Below are 16,945 nucleotides of genomic sequence, written 5' to 3'. Positions count from 1 at the left end.
TTAAAGGATTCAAAATTAACGTTCATTTGAGTAACACATACTATGAATAAGAAAACTGAAAACTTTTTAGGTATAGATGTGGGGGGAACCCATGTAAAAGTTGGACTGGTCAACACGAAAGGTGAGATTCTTCATTTTGCCAAGGAGGCAACGGCTTCGCTTCGGAGTCACGAATCAGGTTTCAGTCTGGCTTTTGTGGAAGTGGTGGGTAATTACCTTCGCCAATTTCCTGAAGTCCGCCACGTAGGCATCGGCCTGCCCGGATTGGTGAGTAAAGATCGGACCACCACCCTGGAAATTCCTGCCATCTCCGAGTTAAATGGGTTTGATTTAAAAAATGCCCTGCTAAAAAAATACCCGGATATCATTTTTCACCTTGAGAATGACGCCAGTGCCGCAGCGGTGGGCGAGTTGCATTTTGGGACAGGCGATACTCCCCCAAACTACCTATTTATTACCCTGGGAACGGGTATAGGGAGTGCATTGATTATGGATGGAGCTGTTTTTAAAGGGGTCAGAGGAAATGCCATGGAAATGGGGCACATGCTATCCAGGGGGAATAGTCGCCTTGAACCACTGATAGGTCGAAATGGTATCCTGAAAATCGCCGCTAGATTTCTGGAAAAATTTCCGGAGGAATCAGGTAAACTGGCAACTCAGGAACTGGGAATGCACGTATTGGTGAGCGCTGCATCGGAAGGAAATCCAATTGCCTTAAAGACCTTTGCCGAAGTAGGAGAAATTCTGGGTGAGGCCATTGTGTCTACCATACGCATCCTGGACGTGAACGAAATATACTTTGGTGGAGGCATTTCTGCAGCCTTGTCCTACATCATGCCCTCTATGGATAAAACCGTTCACCAATACCTAAGTCCCTACTACCTGTCCGATATTAAGATGCAACGGGCCACCCTTGAAAACGACGCGGGGACGCTGGGGGCTGCTGCGCTTTGTTTTATGGATTAAGACGTGAGATGGTTACTTCACTTACCTTACTGATTGCATTAAGTCGAAAAAGAACCTTCAGCGGTTCTTTTTCTTGGTTTACTTCGCAATTATCGGAAGGTTCCAGAAAGTAAATAAAGAAACTCTGACTTTTATCGACCAGTTCCACCCGGTCGGGCCTGCCAAAGGTCTTAATAATTTCCTGGTTGTAACTGGCTAAAAAACTGTTTTTAATCGAACGCAATTCTTCCACATCCTGGAGACGAAGCCCAAGACAGCCGTTCCTGTCCTTTTTCCAATTAGACATATTCATGGTGCCGGTATCGAGTTTTCCGGTACAGGAGAGCATGGAAAACGACAAAAAGATAAAAAAAAGGCCGTTGAGAACTATATTTTTCATGTACAGGAGCGTGGAGAATCATATTTTGGAACCCAAATTTACTGGGAATGTTTGATTTTGCCCTGGGATCTGGGTAATAATTCCAATTCGATAGTTTTACTTGACAGCAACTGGCTGGTAAGGGCTGAGTTGGTAGGTTTTGCCTTGGTAATTCATTTTTACCGCCCGGTCTGATTCTGCATGTTTGATACCACCGTTTTCCAATTGGAACACAAAAAAGCAGTTTTGATCAAAGGAGACCTCTGCCTCACCGTCTCCATCCAAATCCATTGATTGTCCTTCTCCCCCTGCAATTTTTTCTCCAATATAAAAGTTTTCCCCAACCCTTGCAAAGGGAGTTTCAAACCCTCCCGTAGTCCATCGAAATCCTTCCTTTAGCCGATCCGCCTCCATTTCCCCAGCTCTTTTTGGATAAACCAGCAGGTCAACAGTAGCTTCGGGGGTTTCAAATCGGACGGGTTTGAGCCAACCGTAGGTACTTTGGATGGAAGCTGCAGTGGTATCAAGCTCCACTGATTCATTGAGACTGATAAAGTACTGTCGATCTCCCAGCGTACTATATCCGGTATGCGCCCGGTCTTCTGAGATTTGAGTTTGCAGGGACCTGCCATCGTTTTCCAGCAAGGGTACCGTAAGCCCAAAAGGAAGCTCTTGTGCACTTTTCAGCCGGGTTACCAATAAATCCGGTGTGAGTACAAAATCCTGGCTAAAAAAAGGTCCGCCCCTCCCGGTAACGTAGCTGTAATGGATGGTAAATTTTACCAACAAGGGATGGACAAAATGAACCTCAGCCTCTCCCTGGTAGTTGGCTGGCAGATCGGCAATACGCACCCAATGGCCTTTTTCCCTCCATTCAGGTCCAAAGGAGATTCCAGATTGAGGTCTGTAGTTATCTACCTTGTCTCCGCTTCCAGTTACCAGGTCAACGGTTTGCCCCCTTCTTAAATCATGCTCTCCATCAGCAGGGCCGAGGCGGCCATCCCAGCCTTTTTTGATCATCCTTACCGTACCCAACGGCGTCCAGCTCAAGCCATATTTTGGGACGCTAGCACCTCTTAAATTGACCATCACCTGAAAGCCTCCGGCATTGGCAAAAAAGGCACCAAACCGATCGTCCGTCTCAAAGGCATATCCTCCTGTTTCTGCCGGAGCAGGTACTTCAGGGATTTCTGATTGACGGGTGAGGTAGGCCTCGGCCAGGTGTTGTACGATCGCACCCGTATAATTTCCCCATTGGCTGGCGGGTTGGTAACCAATACGGTCGCCGGGTTCAAAATGATTTTTTGTAATGAAAAACGAACCCATCCAAGGAGTATCTGTTCGCTGCCATCTTAAAATGCTTTTAAAGGCCAGGTTAGCCGCCCGCCTGTATTGCCCTGCCAGTTTCTCATTTCCTTGCTTCCACGCATCTTCCGCCAATACCTCAAAAGCCAGTTGGTACAGCACATCATTAAAAATGTGGTTATCTGTCCTTCCATTGGGTGGAGCCTGCCCATCCGGAGCCTGCATGAAAAGACTGGTATGGGTGCCTCTTCTTACTGCAGAAAGCATCTCATCCGAAGACGGACCGTCGTATCCTTCCATAGCCAGGCCAATCAGGTTTCCCCTTCCGACGGCTTCTACTGCCAGGGACTGTGGATCGCTACTCCAATCCTGGTACAAGTTCCATTTGTCATTCACGATGCGAATCCGCTGACTGTATTGATTCCAGGCCTTTTCTATAAATTCGGTAGCATACTTTTTCTCACTCAATCCCTTTTTCGCCCGGCTCCAATCACCTTTCATGGCATAGGTGCGCCAATTGTTAATACGGCCATCAAAGTTCTGCATGACCGCTGCCAGAGGAGTTTCCATTCTCCTTTTCCACTCATCATATAGTTTCTCAGGAATATGATTTTTATAAAGATCCAATGCATGAGTAAGCGGACTGATAAAAAACTCCCCATGCTCATCTGGGATGGATTTTGTGCCTTTTGAAAAGTCCAGGGTGCTGTGCTCCATGGCTTTAATTCCAGCTTCCTTTAGCTCCATTCCCGTTCCTGCATCCAGCAAAACACCAACGGCAAAAGCGAAATAGGGGGTAGCGTACTGATGCTCCCGGTCCAGGTACGGATCAATGATGGCCCCCACTTCATTTTGTTGCCGGGCCATGACCTTGCAGGTACCCGCGATAACCTCCAGCATTTCTGCTTTATCCAGTTGACTTTCTTCCCACCCAGGTGTCGTCAGGTGAAAGGGAAGGTGGTGTGGTTTCGGTTTCTGTGCCAGGCTTTGATTAGTTACCTGAAAGCCAAGGAATGTAATTAAAATGAGCAGGATCCTTTTCTGATCTGGAAAACAGAGCGATGCTTGTAACATGGTTTTTGGGTTATTCTGATAATTCGTATGTAATCGTTTCTTCTTTTCCCTGATGGCTTACCTGAATACTAATCTTGTTTGAACCGATGGTCGGGTTTCCCAGAATTTTTGCATCCACGGCTGGCAATTCTTCCCGATGGGGAATAAGCAGTGTGATAAACCGCTCTCCATCGGATCCTCCGATCAATTCCTTTCTAAAGGAAAAAGCCGGGCGAGGTTCCTTTTTGGTGTAGACAAAGGATACCTGACCTTCCGCTTCTTCCAGTAGTAGCCCCTCCTGAGCCTGGGTTTGAAGGAATAGGTTATAGCCATCGGAGAATTGGGTAGATACCTTCAAATTTCCTTTATCCAGATTTACCGGCCCTGGAGCCAACTGGAAATTTAGGTCCAGTATTCCGCTAAAATCACCAATTGCCTCGTCAATTAGTATAAAAAAGGAATGATCAAAAAAGATCACCGCCCTCCGATGGGCGAGGCCTTCGTAGTTTTGGTTTTCAACAACGAGAAGATCGTGATCTACACCGGGTTGCCATAATAACAAGCGCGGTGCATAAGCGATGTTTTCACCGTTAAGGGTAAGGGTTTGATGCACTTTGCTTTGCCGGAACCAGGCCCTTCCTTCAGGATCACCACTGTAAATAAAGCTACCCGAGTCGGGAGTGAGGTTCCTTCCGCCAGCGTACAATTCAAACGTTCCGTTATCCGGTTGGCTGTGACCGCCGCCATTTGGCCCACATTTTAGTACCAAACAAATGGCTTGTGGGTCCCAGCTGCTGCGCATGGAATAAAGGCCGCTGTGGGGATAGGCAAAAGCGGTAGCAGCCGGTTTTTCTCCCTGTTGCCCTTCTGTGGCCACATACAAAAAGTCAGGCCGGTCAAATAATGCTGCCCATTCCGTTAAGTGCTCGTAATACTGACCGGGTTTGCCCGTCCAGGCATCACCAAATTGCGGAGCTGTACCGTCAGGAAAAGCAAGTTTCATAGACACCTCCGCCATCTTTTCTATCATCTGAAGGTATGAATCTGGGAAAAGGTGGCCTTTTCCATTCATTTCTGCCAGTTCATAGGTCCGCAAAAACCAGCGGATACTGCCCATATGATAGCCAAAGGCGAGTTCGCGCTGATGGCCGTCAGGGTAAACCTGATGGGTTATTTCGTTGCTAAACCTTGAAATAGCTTCCTCCATCCAGGCCTTGGACTCCTTAAATTCCGGAAATGTCATGGCAATGAAGGCCAGCCCTTCTGCTTCCATCAACGCCCAATTGCTGCCTTTACTGTACTTGGTCATGAGGAAATCGGCATGCTCTTGCACAGCGGCCAAAAAGCTCACTAAGGCTTCAGGGGTAAACGAAGGGGAGTCCAGAAAATACTGGAATAGGTTGGTCCATCGGTGGCCCCTGATTCCAGTCTCAATAGACCTCCAGGCATAGTGATGCGCGGCATCTCTTGGGTTTTTTTCTACCCAATCCATCATTTGCCGAACCCAGTCCCTGGCGTATTTTTCCTCACCCGTTTGCCAGTAAGCTTTTGCCATGGCATCCCAGAAAGTCATGCGGTTCAATTGCCATACCCATTCGTTGTCGCTGACGGGTCTGCTACCCCAATCAATGTCTTCCCCTACATAAAAGGGAGGATACGCGGGTTGGCCTACCATGATATGGGCCAGCGCATCATTTGCCATTTCCATTTCTCTTTCACTGGCAGGATTTTCCATTCGCATCAATTCCTGGCGGTCAACTGGGTGCTTTACAGTGGTCCTTTCCCGGTAATGGTGTAACATCTCGCGGGCAGCTACCAATGGATTCCCGGCATTTTGGGTAGATTCGGTTAAAAATCCCGCTTCGAAATCCATTAAGGCAAGCAGGTGTTGGTATTTTTTATGGAAAGCATCCGTGGTTTTTCCATATACAATGTCCTCTTTATTGTCCACGGATAAATTATATCCTATTGTTCCCTGGTTTCCTTCCAGACTACTGCTTCCTTTGCCGCCATTATTTCTAAAAATATTGCTTTTTACGTCAAAATCGTGAACTCCCTCCATCCAGTTATCCAAAAACAAACCATGCAGGTCATTTCCTTCCAGCAGGTTATTTTCCAGCAAGCCGGTTTTAGTTTCAGTGATATGTATTCCATGAAGTTTGTTTCTGGCGGATTCATTTCCAGCCAGGACAACGTTCTCGCCAAATAAAAGGTGTATGCCGCTTCCCCAAGGTGAGTTACTGAACCTTCCATCCGTAACTTTTACATTTGTCACACGCATCAGGTGAAGGTTATGGTGGAGGCCCTTTCCGGGAACCACATTGGATCCATTGTCACTGAAATCGCAATGAATAATCTGTACGTTTTCCGCTCCCCGGATGGAAACTCCATGTTTGGTGAAGTTTCTAACCGTGACATTTTCAAGGGTAATGTGTTTTATTTGACCGTCCTTATCGGCTGAAAATACCAGGCCTTCCCGACGCAAAGCCGATTGTCTTCCTCGTTGCCTCCGACCCTGGTTGGGATCGTTGCCGGGATCCACAGATGTGGCGCCTTCTATCAGCAAATTCCGGATAACCACATGTTGAATTTCCGGTACTTTGTTACCAATGGTAATCCCTGCTTTGTCCGCTCCCAAAATCAAAATGGTGCCTGCTCCCATGCCTTCCAAATGGGTTTCACCGGGTATGAGCAGGGAATGATCCAATCGGTAAATACCTTTCTCCAACATTACTTTTTTACCCGTACCAGCAGCTTTATCCAAAGCCTTCTGAATGGACTCTCCTGGTTTTACGATCAGATCGTCAGATTTAATGCTTCGGTCTGGGTTTTCCGCCACGCCGGTTCGCTGCCTAGCGCTTTCTAATGGAGGATTGGTTGAAACAGGTGTTTCCGACAGGGCAGGGGCCCGTTGGGATATCAGAAAATACCAGGAGGATGAAGGACGGGTTTGCTGGATTGCTTTCTCCGTATAAGGCAACTTGCCATTTTTAACCTGAGTATAATGATGGTATATGGATTCGTAAATATCCCTGAATTCACCTCTTCCTCTGGGAGAAATGGTTCCATAGGCCTGGACTTCTTCTCCCAACATGTACTTAGCGGTATATTCAAAGCCCAGCGCCAGTCTTTTGTCCGCAACCGCATAAAAATCCATACCCTGAGTCCAGGCTACCTGCGCAGCCTTGGCAAATTCACCCAGACCCAACTGAACATGGGGCCAATCTCTTGTGGATTCCTGAATTTGTCCATTGGGATAAATGTATTTGGTTATACCTCCATTGTTGGGCCCCCAGTAGAAACGTTCGGCAGCCCGTTGAAATATATCTGATCTATCGGTGAACACCCCAATGCAAAGCATGGTGTGAATCATGGAGGCGTCCCAATTGCCATTTGCTTCAGTAAAAAAATCACGGATATACGGATAATACACCGTCAACATCATCCTTTCTAAAGCCTTGATTTCATCATCCTCCCAGCCATCGTAGGTATATTTCAGTATTTCAGCAGCATTAAGAAAATGCTGTCCTGTCAATGCGGCGATCAACTTGGCATCATTGTCATCAAAATCCCATAATTTCTCAGACCAGGCGCTAATGATGGAAACGGCTTTTTCCGCATGTTGCCGGTTATCGGTAACATACCAAAGCAATGCCTGCCGGTAGGCCTCCATGGCACTGGCAGACAACTCACGGTGGCCCTGACCCTGCCTTCCGTAGGATCCCCTCACTACATGGGTAAAGGCTTGCGGTTCGAAATCCATGGAAGCCTCCTCCTGAAGCCGCTGGTAGGCAGCCACCCATAGTGAGTCACCTGATTTTATTTTGGCTTTCATGTACTCCAGATCGGCCTGGCTTTGAAGCATGCCCGGGTGGACAAATTGCCGGGGAAAAACCAGTGGGGGCTCCGGAGAGGTGGTCTGAGATACTAATGAATTGGAATAAGATAGCAATAAAAATAAAAGCGCAACGATTTTTATTTTCATTATTAGGATGGGTTTATTTTCTAACCAATTCACCAAATTAAGAAGTACAAACCGAAATTGCTAAAAATCGGTACTGCCTTGCAAGTTTTGGAATTATGAAATTCGGGAAGTGCGGTGGAAAATGAAGAGGCATCACCACATCTCATCGAATCATTTCCCTCAGTCCCCTTTTCCTTGAATTTCTAATATACCTCCAACATCAATTCTGCCTGGCCGACTTTCCCTTTTTCGGAAATGCCTTCTGCGATTACCCTGTATAAGGTGCTTCTGTCAGCCGTAAAAAAGTTGACCTTAGCGATGCCGTTTTCATTGGTCACGACATTTGGGTTCCAATAGATGGTGCTTCTAAAATCAGGGGTTTCCGATCTTGTATTTTCTCCGTATTTTGGAGAATAAAACTGCCTGGTTTTGCTGAAACCACCTACTCGTTGGATGATGATGTGATCGCCAGTTTCTGGGTCTTCCATTTCGGTTGGCCCTCTCTGGGTAAATAATGCGATTACTCCACCACTACCTCTTCCGCCATAAATCCCAACGTTACCGGGACTCTTTAGGATTTCGATTCTGCTAATGTCATATTGATTGATGCTCTGCAGCATGCTTTCATCCACAGGAACACCGTCCAACAAATACAGTGGTGTGCCTTGTCCCCGGATTACAGCACTGAATTGATTTGGTCCGGATCGAAATACCTGAAGACCGGCAACCCTTCCCTGTAATACCTCCAAGATATTCCCTGAAGGAGCTGTAGGAAGTTGATTGGCCTCAATGACCACGTCTGCATTCCGGTGCAGGGTAAACGGTCGGGAGATTTCTGCCCTGCCTTCCACAATTACCTCTTCCAGTAATAGTTCACCTAATTCCAAACTGTTGATATCAGTTTCAATTCCCTGAAACAAGGGCAAGCTTGGAGAAAAATAGTCTCGGTTTATAGCACCCGCACCCGATTTGGTGTACAAATTTTCCGTTTCTTGCAGTTGCGGAAAATACACTTCATCGTCAATACTTACATTTACATTGCCCGTTCTTCCTCGCGCATCGGTTCCCTGGATCAAAACATCAATAGAATCTTTGAAATGAAAGCCTTCAAAAACGAAATCTCCATTTTCATTTGTTTCGGTGGTAATAAATGTTTGGTATTTATCCTTCAAAAACAAAATAGCTTCTCCGTCTTGTATGGGGTCACCGTTGTCTTTTTGTAGGCTCCCTCTGATGCTGATGTCAAATTGAGGCGAATGGTCTATCGCTGGGAAATTATCTTCAAGTAGGTCTTTCCAGGCAAACCTCCTCCATCCCTGGGTCATCATCAGTAAGTCCAAGGCGGCATGCCGGTCTTTGTTTTCAGGGTTGAAATAATATCCTGGAGATTCAATATACCCTTTTAAATCAGAGGTCAATAGCAAGTAGGATTGGATTTGCAAGCCCTCCCTTTCCTTACTGGCCAACTGATCGTCAGTGACTGCCAGTGAAAAGGAGGTAGACACAGGATTACCTTGCTGGTCTCTGGCTTCGATTTCTAGCATGACCTGCTCCCTGCTTAAAAATTGTTGCTGATTGGACTTAATGGTCAGGTTTAATTGGTCTGCATGGTCTACAAATACCAAACGCTCAGCAAGGGGTTCACCCGTTGATTTTGCAAGTGTGAACCTAACGATGCCGGTTGGAAATGCCGATTTGGGAATTTCCGACAGGTATTTCTCATTTGGAATCAGATGAAATTCCTTGCTGTACAATAATTGGTCCCCGGCGATTCCTGTTAGCAATACGTTTTCACCCCCTGGTTGGTTGGTGAAGGTATTAATTTCTATCAATTCTCTCTTAGTTTCAAAACCCATCCCAAACCCTACGGTGGAAACGTCCGGCAGAGGATATTCTTGAGAGTAGCCGTTTTCAAAAGTAACTTTTGCAAAATAGGATCTGGAAGGGTCCGGGGTAATATCAAAATCACCCATTCCCCCGTGGGTTGAAACGATATCAGTCACTTTTAAACCAGTGTCATCGTAGATGCCGCCATTTACTTTAATTCCCCGACCATCAGATCCGGTTGCCTTGAAGGCCACTCTTCCATTAATACCATTTACCATTTCACCTCCTTCCGGGAAAACCTGAAAATCTGGATGGGAGTTGACCGGCGCTTCCGGGTCTTTATTTTTTGATTCCGGAGACCAGATGTAGATGGATTTTTTGAAAAACTGCTCCTCACCAAAATTTCTCATCCAGTTTGTGTAGGCGACCAAGGTGTATTCTCCTTCCTGAAGATCACCTGGAATCGACAAATCTCCATTAGTTCTTCCCTGGTCGGTTTCAAGTTTAAGTTTTTTTACAAGCTCATTTTTATCATTGATCAAGTCTACGTATAGGATTTTACTTTTATCGCTTGGCGTTAAATCGGAAGCATGGACCAGGTAAGCGCTAAGCCATATGACTTCTCCTGTCATGTAATAGGGCTTATCATGGTGAACATAGACCTTTTCAGGCGCATAATTGGTTCTCCAAACTGATAGGTTGGTTTCGATTTTTTCCAGCACAGGGTTTTCAATAAATATTAATGCTGAAAAACCCAAAAAAATTAAAGTGCAGGCAAGTATGGACTTAATATTTTTTGTTGTTATCATCGTTTTGATTTTATTATTATGGTCGTTGGATAATGGTAGCACCAATGTATACTGTAAAATAGGGTAAGGGGTTTTGCCTAAGTGCGTTACCAATTGAGCCCAGGAACACTTTTTATGATAAAATCAATAATAAAGACGAGGGAAGAGAGATTGTCCAGGTTTAATCTGGACAATCTCCTCTTTATTCAAACCAGATCATTCCATAGTATACTGCTGGATCTTCTTGAACATGTCGCCGAATATGCGGTCTCTGTTCAAGTAAGTCGCCACCCTGTATAAGTGCCGGGTATTGTCAAAACTGTAGGTCAACTGATCGGTGAGTAAGGGGCTGCTTCTGATTTCGGTATTGAACCAGCCGGGATTGATGACATAAGCTATCGCGGATATATCCCAAATCACCTTGGACCATCCAAATGGATCGCCTTTATTGTAATCATTGAAAATCTCGACCAAATAGTCGCCGATTTCACCTTTTCCCTTCAGGTAAGTTTCGATTTCAGCCACCGTTGTCGCAAGGTGGGAGGTTACGGGTTGGGTAGGAATTTGGATAAGGGGTACACCAGAATCAAAAAGTATTTGAGAAGCGATGGGATCCTGCATCAGGTTAAATTCTGTTGCTGTCTTCCAATTCAGTCCTTTTCCACCCAACCAAACCACCACAATTTTATGAATGATCTCTGGTTCTAAAAGAATGGCAGAAGCGACGTTGGTTGGAGCTCCCAAGGTAAGAACGTACAAGGGCCCTTCCGAATTCATTGCTTTGCTTATCAGATCTTTGGCAGCAGGGCTTTCAATCGGTTTATCCAGGCTCTCAAGGAATGCATCCGATCCACGGTAAACATAATTTTCCCGTTTCATGGCCAGTTTATCCAACAACCGTTCAATTTCCTCAAAGCTTTTTTCCATGCCATCCTTAGGGCTTACTGAACGATTATTGAGGTAAGGTGCCGCATAAATGGCTTTTACCTCCATTTGATCGGGTGAAAGCAAACCATAAACTACCGCAAATTGATCATCTATTTCGTTATACGTATCCGTATCAATGACTACTTGTACTTTTCCCTGAGGAGGTTCCAACTGGCTTAGTCTGAACTGGTCGGTTAGGCCGGGGTAATTTTGGGAAAACCCATCAAAAACTAAAAAAAATAGCACCAGTCCCAAAACAGCACTACTTTTTCGGATGGTTGGATGAAATGCAAGTCGTGTAAGGTTTTTTTTCATAATAATAATTGGTTTGATGAGACGGGGAATTGGATTCAAGGTAATTTTCTTCAACATGGAAAAGGTATAAACAACGTAACTATTTTCCAACTAATACCTTTATTGGTTAATTTATGTATTGACCGACGATAGTGGCTAAGAATTGTGCGCGCTTCGATAACTGTCGGTTATAGCGTAATATCATTTTATTTTAAATGCATATTTTATTATATTTCATTCCCAAATTACCGATATGATGAATCCTTTTCTTAGCATTTGCTTGTGTTTTATTCTATTACTGGTATCACCTGCTGTTTTCCCCCAATCGGACACCACCATTCTTAAATCCGTTCCCTATCATGCTCCCGCACCACCTCCGGAATGGGCCCTTTTGCAAAGGCAATTAATGGATGCCCTCTATCCGGCAGCGATGGAATTCGTAGAAAAATACACCAATCCCGATGGGACCTTGATATGGAGGGATGAATGGCCAGGAATGGATGGGTCGGATGATGGCTATGAAAGTTTTTACAATTTCCCTTTGTATTATGCGCTGGGAGGGCCTGTGGAAATGGACAAGCTTTCCAGAAAATTATGGGAAGGAGTAACCCGGCAATTCACCGAATATGGTCAGATCGTTGATGAATTTGACGCCGGCTACGATTGGATGCACCATGGAGAAGCCTACACCAACTTTTACTTTTTTGGTTTGGCGGATCCCACGGATAAAAAAATGAGAGAAAGAGCACTGAAGTTTGCCGCCATGTATTTTGATGATGGTACAAAGAACTCCAATTTTGACAGTAACCTGAAAATCATACGTTCACCACTAAATGGAAGCCTGGGTCCCAGAATGGACAATACTGCAGAAGATTGGGTTACCCACAGGCCTATCCTATCCAATTACCCCCTTCCTTATGAAGATATCCCCCATGTTACCTCAGGAAAAGACTGGAACAATGATGAGAAATTCGCTTATATCCTGGAAGCATTAAACGAACGAATGATGAAAGGGGACGTCCCCCTAAACCTGGCGGCTACCAGCTTGATGCTAAATGCCTTCATGTATACAGGAGATGAAAAATACAAAGAGTGGGTACTGGACTATGTCGCATCCTGGATGGAAAGGGTGGATGAAAACGGAGGCATCATTCCCGATAATGTAGGATTGTCCGGCAAGATCGGCGAACACATGAAGGGAAATTGGTGGGGAGGCTATTACGGCTGGAAATGGCCGCATGGGGTCCGGAATAAACTGGAGGCCACTACTATTGGAGCCTCCAATGCGTATCTCGTTTCAGGAGATGACCGCTACCTGGCATTGCCTAATTCTGTAATCGAAGCCATCAGTCGGGAGGCAAAGGTCGAAAATGGGAAGAAACTATTGCCCCATCGATATGACCACCGAGGCTGGTATGATTTCAGGCCACTGCAAGCCATGTACCCGACCCATATCTGGTACATGTCCCGGAAAAAGGAAGACTGGGAAAGGGTACAGGAGCTGTTGGATCCTGAAGAAATGAAGCAGCTCACTTACGTTAAAGGAAAAGGGGAGGACCGGAACACGGCCACCTGGATGGGGTATATAGACGGAAAAGTTCCCACTTATCCGGTAGATATCTTAAAGGCCACTTACCGTGAAATGCAAAATCGCCTTGAAAAAATCAGGAATGACACGTCTATTCCTGATCATCAGGACGTACACCACTGGTTGAATCTCAATCCGGTAATTCTGGAGGGGATCGTTCAAACCATGTTGGGAGCACCCAACCATATTTATCACGGGGGATTGCTGCATACCTCTGTTCGCTATTTTGACCCTGAAAGCGAACGGTCCGGTATTCCTTCTAATATGTCGGCTCTGGTGGAACAGATTACAGAAGCCGGGATTTCCCTTACCCTGGTAAACCTTCACCCTACCGAAACCAGGAAGGTGATCGTGCAGGGCGGCATGTTTGGCGAGCACCAAATCAAACGTGTGAATCAAATTGAAAAATATCCTTACCAGTTCGATACTGTAAACCATAAATTTTTCCAGGCAGAGATAAGCCCAGGATCAGTAGTGAAGCTTGAAATAGAAATGTCCCGCTTCAAAAACCCTCCCAGTTATGCTTTCCCCTGGCATGGTGAGGAGATTCCCATTAACGAAAAAGAATATGAATAATGATTGATCCGGGTTATCGGTTGAGTTTTGGTTTGATTGTAAACCTGTTACTCTTTTCTACTTCATCCGTGTGGTCTCAGGAAACCATTCAGGTGCAATACGCTACTGCCCGGGAAGGGAAGGTTTTTAAAATTTATCAGTTTTCCCCGGAAAACATGCCTCAGATTGATGGCAAAACCCTTGATTGGGAAAGTGTTCCGGCTTCATACACTTACAACACCTCTTACCTAAACGATACAGAAGATGGGCATGGGCAGCTTATTGACACCGCGGATATTGATGTGAAGGTAACTGTGGGATGGGTCAACGGTTTGAACCGGCTTTATTTTTTGTACGAGGCTTATGATGATTTTTGGGATTTCAAGCGGTTTAATCCCAAAGGATATCTAAATGATATTTTCGAGATTGTGGTAGATGGAGACATGTCCGGAGGGCCTTTTATTTATAACCCGCTACTTCCGGAAGCCAGAAAGTGGGGGAATCATCCGGCTCATATCCAAAACCATTTGAAATTCAGTGGGTACCATGCTCAAAATTACCATATTTTCACTCCACCGGTAAACGGAAGCTGGACGCTGATCTGGGGTTCCCAGCCATGGATTGCTTCTTTCCCTTATGCACATCGGGGGTACGATTTTGATTTCAAACAGGGGGAATCCGGTAAATTGACTCTGGAGTTTTGGATCACACCTTTTGACCATGCTCCCTTTGAAGGACCGGAGCTGGCGGTCGAATCGCAGCTATATGAAAACAAGGTGATTGGTTTGTCCTGGTCAGTTTTGGATTTTGACGGGGCGGAACGGGATGGGCATTACAATTTATCCCACGATACCCGAATGGTTGCGGATGCTTCGTATTTATGCGCATTTAGGCTCATGCCACTGGAAAAGGATCAATTGCCCGATCTCAAGGCTGACTGGACCTTTGAGTTGGTGAAAAATAAAGAAAGGACGGTCGCTTTCAAAGATGAATCCATAGGAGATATTGAAGAATGGTACTGGGATTTTGGAAATGGGGATTTTTCCAGGGAGCAACACCCTGTTTACCAATTTCCTGAATCTGGAGTTCATTATAATGTTACTTTGGAAGTATCCGGTGCGGTAGGAAAGGACAAGAAAACCCGTTTTTGGGAAGTGATGGTTCCCTGAAAGTAGCTGGTGCGTTAGATTTGGCAGTTAGAAGAAATCTACTGGGCCCATCGGTGCACACATGTAAAAACTTTTGCCTAAGTTTAACCTCATGAAGAAAATTGAAGGTAAAGAAGTAAAATGGGGTGTACTTGGTGTGGGAGATGTCTGTGAGAAGAAAAGCGCGCCTGCCATGCAAAAGGTTAAGGGCTCGCAACTAATTGCCGTCATGCGAAGAAACGAGGCCAAGGCCCAGGATTATGCCGAAAGGCATGGGGTATCCACCTGGTATGGGGATGCAGATGCCCTGATTCAGGATCCTGAGGTGAACGCTATCTACATCGCTACTCCTCCCAATGCCCATCTGGAGCTTACTAAAAAGGCAGCGGCAGCAGGAAAGCCGGTTTATGTGGAAAAACCCATGGCCAGGGATTACCAGGAATGCAAGGAAATGATCCGGGTATGCCAGGCGGCGGAAGTGCCACTTTTTGTTGCCTACTACAGGCGTACCTTGCCCAATTTTTTGAAGGTAAAAAGTCTGATTGAAACAGGAGAAATCGGTAAGGTTCGTTATGTAAACATTACTATTAACCAACCCAAGCACCCGGACATGAAGGAGGATATTGCGGCCAATTGGCGCATCGATCCGGAAGTAGCTGGTGGAGGGTATTTTTTTGATTTGGGTTCTCATCAGTTGGATTACCTGGATTTTTTGTTTGGGCCCATTGCCGAAGTAAATGCCATAGCTGGTAATCAGGCCGGCGAATATCCGGCAGAAGACATCGTATTGGCTAATTTTAGATTTGAAAGCGGAGTTTTAGGCAGCGGCAACTGGTGTTTTACCACAGGGGAATCGTCCAAAAAGGATGAAATAAAAATTATTGGAACCTCCGGCGAAATTAGTTTCCCTTGTTTTTGGGGTACTTGGGTTACCCTCCGTAAAGACGGTGAAAAAGAGCAGGAATTTACGTTTGACATGCCTGAAAATATTCAGTATTTTTTGATTCAATCAATTGTAGAAGAATTATTGGGAAAGGAAAATGCCAGCCCAAGTACGGGAGAGACTGCCGCGCGAACCAACTGGGTAATGGAAGAAATGACGAAGAATTATTACAAAAAATAAGCGTTAGAACAAGATGACTCATAACAGACCATTAGGATTTGGAATTATTGGCACGGGAGCGATTGCGGGAATGCATGCGGATGCCATTAATGCCTGTGAAGATAGTAAATTGATAGCTGTGTGCAGTTCCACTCCGGAACGTGCCAAAACGGCAGCAGCAAAATTCAATGTTCCGGCCGATGCGGATCGAAAGGCCTTTTTGTCGCGAAAAGATGTGGATGTGGTATGTATCTGTACTCATAGTGGCAATCACCTGGAGCCTGCCGTGGAGGCAGCCAAGGCCGGTAAACATATCTTGCTGGAAAAACCGATAGAAGTGAACCTGGAGCGGGCAGATGCCCTGATAAAAGCCTGCAAGGATTCAGGAGTTAAACTTGGTGTTATCTTTCAGAACCGACTTAAGCCGGGTTACCTTCGCTTAAAAGAGGCGGTCCAATCCGGGAAATTGGGAAAGTTATTGATGGGAACGGCAGCTATTAATTGGTACCGAGATCCTTCATATTACAGCAGCAGCGCCTGGAAAGGCACGAAAGAGGGCGATGGGGGAGCCGCTTTGATAAATCAGGGGGTGCATACTATTGATTTGTTGTTGGATATTATGGGAGATGCTAAAGCTGTATTTGGACAGGTTCGGACCATGGTTCATAATATTGAAGGTGAGGATACCGCAGCAGCCATTGTAAATTTTAAGAATGGGGCTCTTGGAACTATCACCGGGGGAACCTCCCTATATCCGGGTAATCCGGAACGGTTGGAAATTTATGGAGAAAAGGGAACCATTATTCTGGAAGGAGGAAAAATTGTGGTTTACGCTATCAAAGGGGAATCATCAGATGCAACTTCACCTACCGATGTGGGAGGTAGCGGGGCTTCCGACCCCATGGCTATAGACTTTAAATTGCATCAGGGACAGGTAAAAGACATGGTGGAGGCAATAAGAAGTGACCGTCCTCCTATGGTAACCGGAGAAGATGCCCGACGGTCGCTGGCATTAATTTTGGGAATTTACGACTCATCCGCGACAAACAAAAAATTGGAGTTGAAGTAAA

At 45.6% G+C, this 16,945-nt stretch carries 10 protein-coding genes; 5 read left to right on the top strand and 5 right to left on the bottom strand.

What is annotated here, in order from left to right:
• Positions 1–42 precede the first annotated feature (42 nt).
• Positions 43–966, top strand: a complete 924-nt coding sequence (locus tag GKS34_RS04875; protein WP_163383653.1) for an ROK family protein — start codon at positions 43–45, stop codon at positions 964–966.
• Here the strand turns inward: GKS34_RS04875 and GKS34_RS04870 are convergent.
• The 5 genes from GKS34_RS04870 to GKS34_RS04850 form a co-directional block, all read right to left on the bottom strand.
• Positions 956–1,345, bottom strand: coding sequence for a hypothetical protein (locus GKS34_RS04870; protein WP_163383652.1), 390 nt, complete (start codon positions 1,343–1,345; stop codon positions 956–958). The genes GKS34_RS04875 and GKS34_RS04870 overlap by 11 nt on opposite strands.
• Positions 1,346–1,441: 96 nt before the next feature.
• Positions 1,442–3,703 carry a hypothetical protein gene (locus GKS34_RS04865; RefSeq protein ID WP_163383651.1) on the bottom strand — a complete coding sequence of 754 codons (2,262 nt, stop codon included), beginning with the start codon at positions 3,701–3,703 and terminating at the stop codon, positions 1,442–1,444.
• Between the two features lie 10 nt (positions 3,704–3,713).
• Positions 3,714–7,667, bottom strand: a complete 3,954-nt coding sequence (locus GKS34_RS04860) for a heparinase II/III family protein (protein WP_163383650.1) — start codon at positions 7,665–7,667, stop codon at positions 3,714–3,716.
• Positions 7,668–7,849: 182 nt separating this feature from the next.
• A complete protein-coding gene (locus GKS34_RS04855; protein ID WP_163383649.1) occupies positions 7,850–10,282 on the bottom strand; it encodes a TonB-dependent receptor plug domain-containing protein in 2,433 nt (810 codons plus the stop codon).
• 195 nt (positions 10,283–10,477) lie between these two features.
• Positions 10,478–11,503 (bottom strand): nucleoside hydrolase, encoded by a 1,026-nt coding sequence (locus GKS34_RS04850; protein WP_163383648.1) that lies wholly within the window; start codon positions 11,501–11,503, stop codon positions 10,478–10,480.
• 232 nt (positions 11,504–11,735) lie between these two features.
• Between GKS34_RS04850 and GKS34_RS04845 the strand changes: the two genes are divergently transcribed.
• The 4 genes from GKS34_RS04845 (at position 11,736) to GKS34_RS04830 (ending at position 16,944) form a co-directional block, all read left to right on the top strand.
• On the top strand, positions 11,736–13,646 hold the full coding sequence (locus tag GKS34_RS04845; RefSeq protein ID WP_163383647.1) for a DUF8034 domain-containing protein: 1,911 nt from the start codon (positions 11,736–11,738) through the stop codon (positions 13,644–13,646).
• Positions 13,646–14,794, top strand: coding sequence for a PKD domain-containing protein (locus GKS34_RS04840; RefSeq protein ID WP_240459196.1), 1,149 nt, complete (start codon positions 13,646–13,648; stop codon positions 14,792–14,794). The genes GKS34_RS04845 and GKS34_RS04840 overlap by 1 nt, the downstream gene beginning before the upstream one ends.
• A 91-nt stretch (positions 14,795–14,885) precedes the next feature.
• Positions 14,886–15,896 carry a Gfo/Idh/MocA family protein gene (locus GKS34_RS04835; RefSeq protein ID WP_163383646.1) on the top strand — a complete coding sequence of 337 codons (1,011 nt, stop codon included), beginning with the start codon at positions 14,886–14,888 and terminating at the stop codon, positions 15,894–15,896.
• Between the two features lie 13 nt (positions 15,897–15,909).
• Positions 15,910–16,944 (top strand): Gfo/Idh/MocA family protein, encoded by a 1,035-nt coding sequence (locus GKS34_RS04830; protein WP_163383645.1) that lies wholly within the window; start codon positions 15,910–15,912, stop codon positions 16,942–16,944.
• Position 16,945: the final 1 nt, after the last annotated feature.

Source organism: Cyclobacterium jeungdonense (assembly GCF_010994275.1).
Classification (GTDB): domain Bacteria; phylum Bacteroidota; class Bacteroidia; order Cytophagales; family Cyclobacteriaceae; genus Cyclobacterium; species Cyclobacterium jeungdonense.
The sequence above is the reverse complement of the archived record's forward strand: the minus strand, read 5'-3'. Positions and strand labels throughout refer to the sequence as shown.

Bases quoted from the DNA above. Each gene is read 5' to 3' on its own strand.
- GKS34_RS04875 (WP_163383653.1), top strand. From the start codon at position 43: ATGAATAAGAAAACTGAAAACTTTTTAGGTATAGATGTGGGGGGAACC.
- GKS34_RS04870 (WP_163383652.1), bottom strand. From the start codon at position 1,345: ATGAAAAATATAGTTCTCAACGGCCTTTTTTTTATCTTTTTGTCGTTT.
- GKS34_RS04865 (WP_163383651.1), bottom strand. From the start codon at position 3,703: ATGTTACAAGCATCGCTCTGTTTTCCAGATCAGAAAAGGATCCTGCTC.
- GKS34_RS04860 (WP_163383650.1), bottom strand. From the start codon at position 7,667: ATGAAAATAAAAATCGTTGCGCTTTTATTTTTATTGCTATCTTATTCC.
- GKS34_RS04855 (WP_163383649.1), bottom strand. From the start codon at position 10,282: ATGATAACAACAAAAAATATTAAGTCCATACTTGCCTGCACTTTAATT.
- GKS34_RS04850 (WP_163383648.1), bottom strand. From the start codon at position 11,503: ATGAAAAAAAACCTTACACGACTTGCATTTCATCCAACCATCCGAAAA.
- GKS34_RS04845 (WP_163383647.1), top strand. From the start codon at position 11,736: ATGATGAATCCTTTTCTTAGCATTTGCTTGTGTTTTATTCTATTACTG.
- GKS34_RS04840 (WP_240459196.1), top strand. From the start codon at position 13,646: ATGATTGATCCGGGTTATCGGTTGAGTTTTGGTTTGATTGTAAACCTG.
- GKS34_RS04835 (WP_163383646.1), top strand. From the start codon at position 14,886: ATGAAGAAAATTGAAGGTAAAGAAGTAAAATGGGGTGTACTTGGTGTG.
- GKS34_RS04830 (WP_163383645.1), top strand. From the start codon at position 15,910: ATGACTCATAACAGACCATTAGGATTTGGAATTATTGGCACGGGAGCG.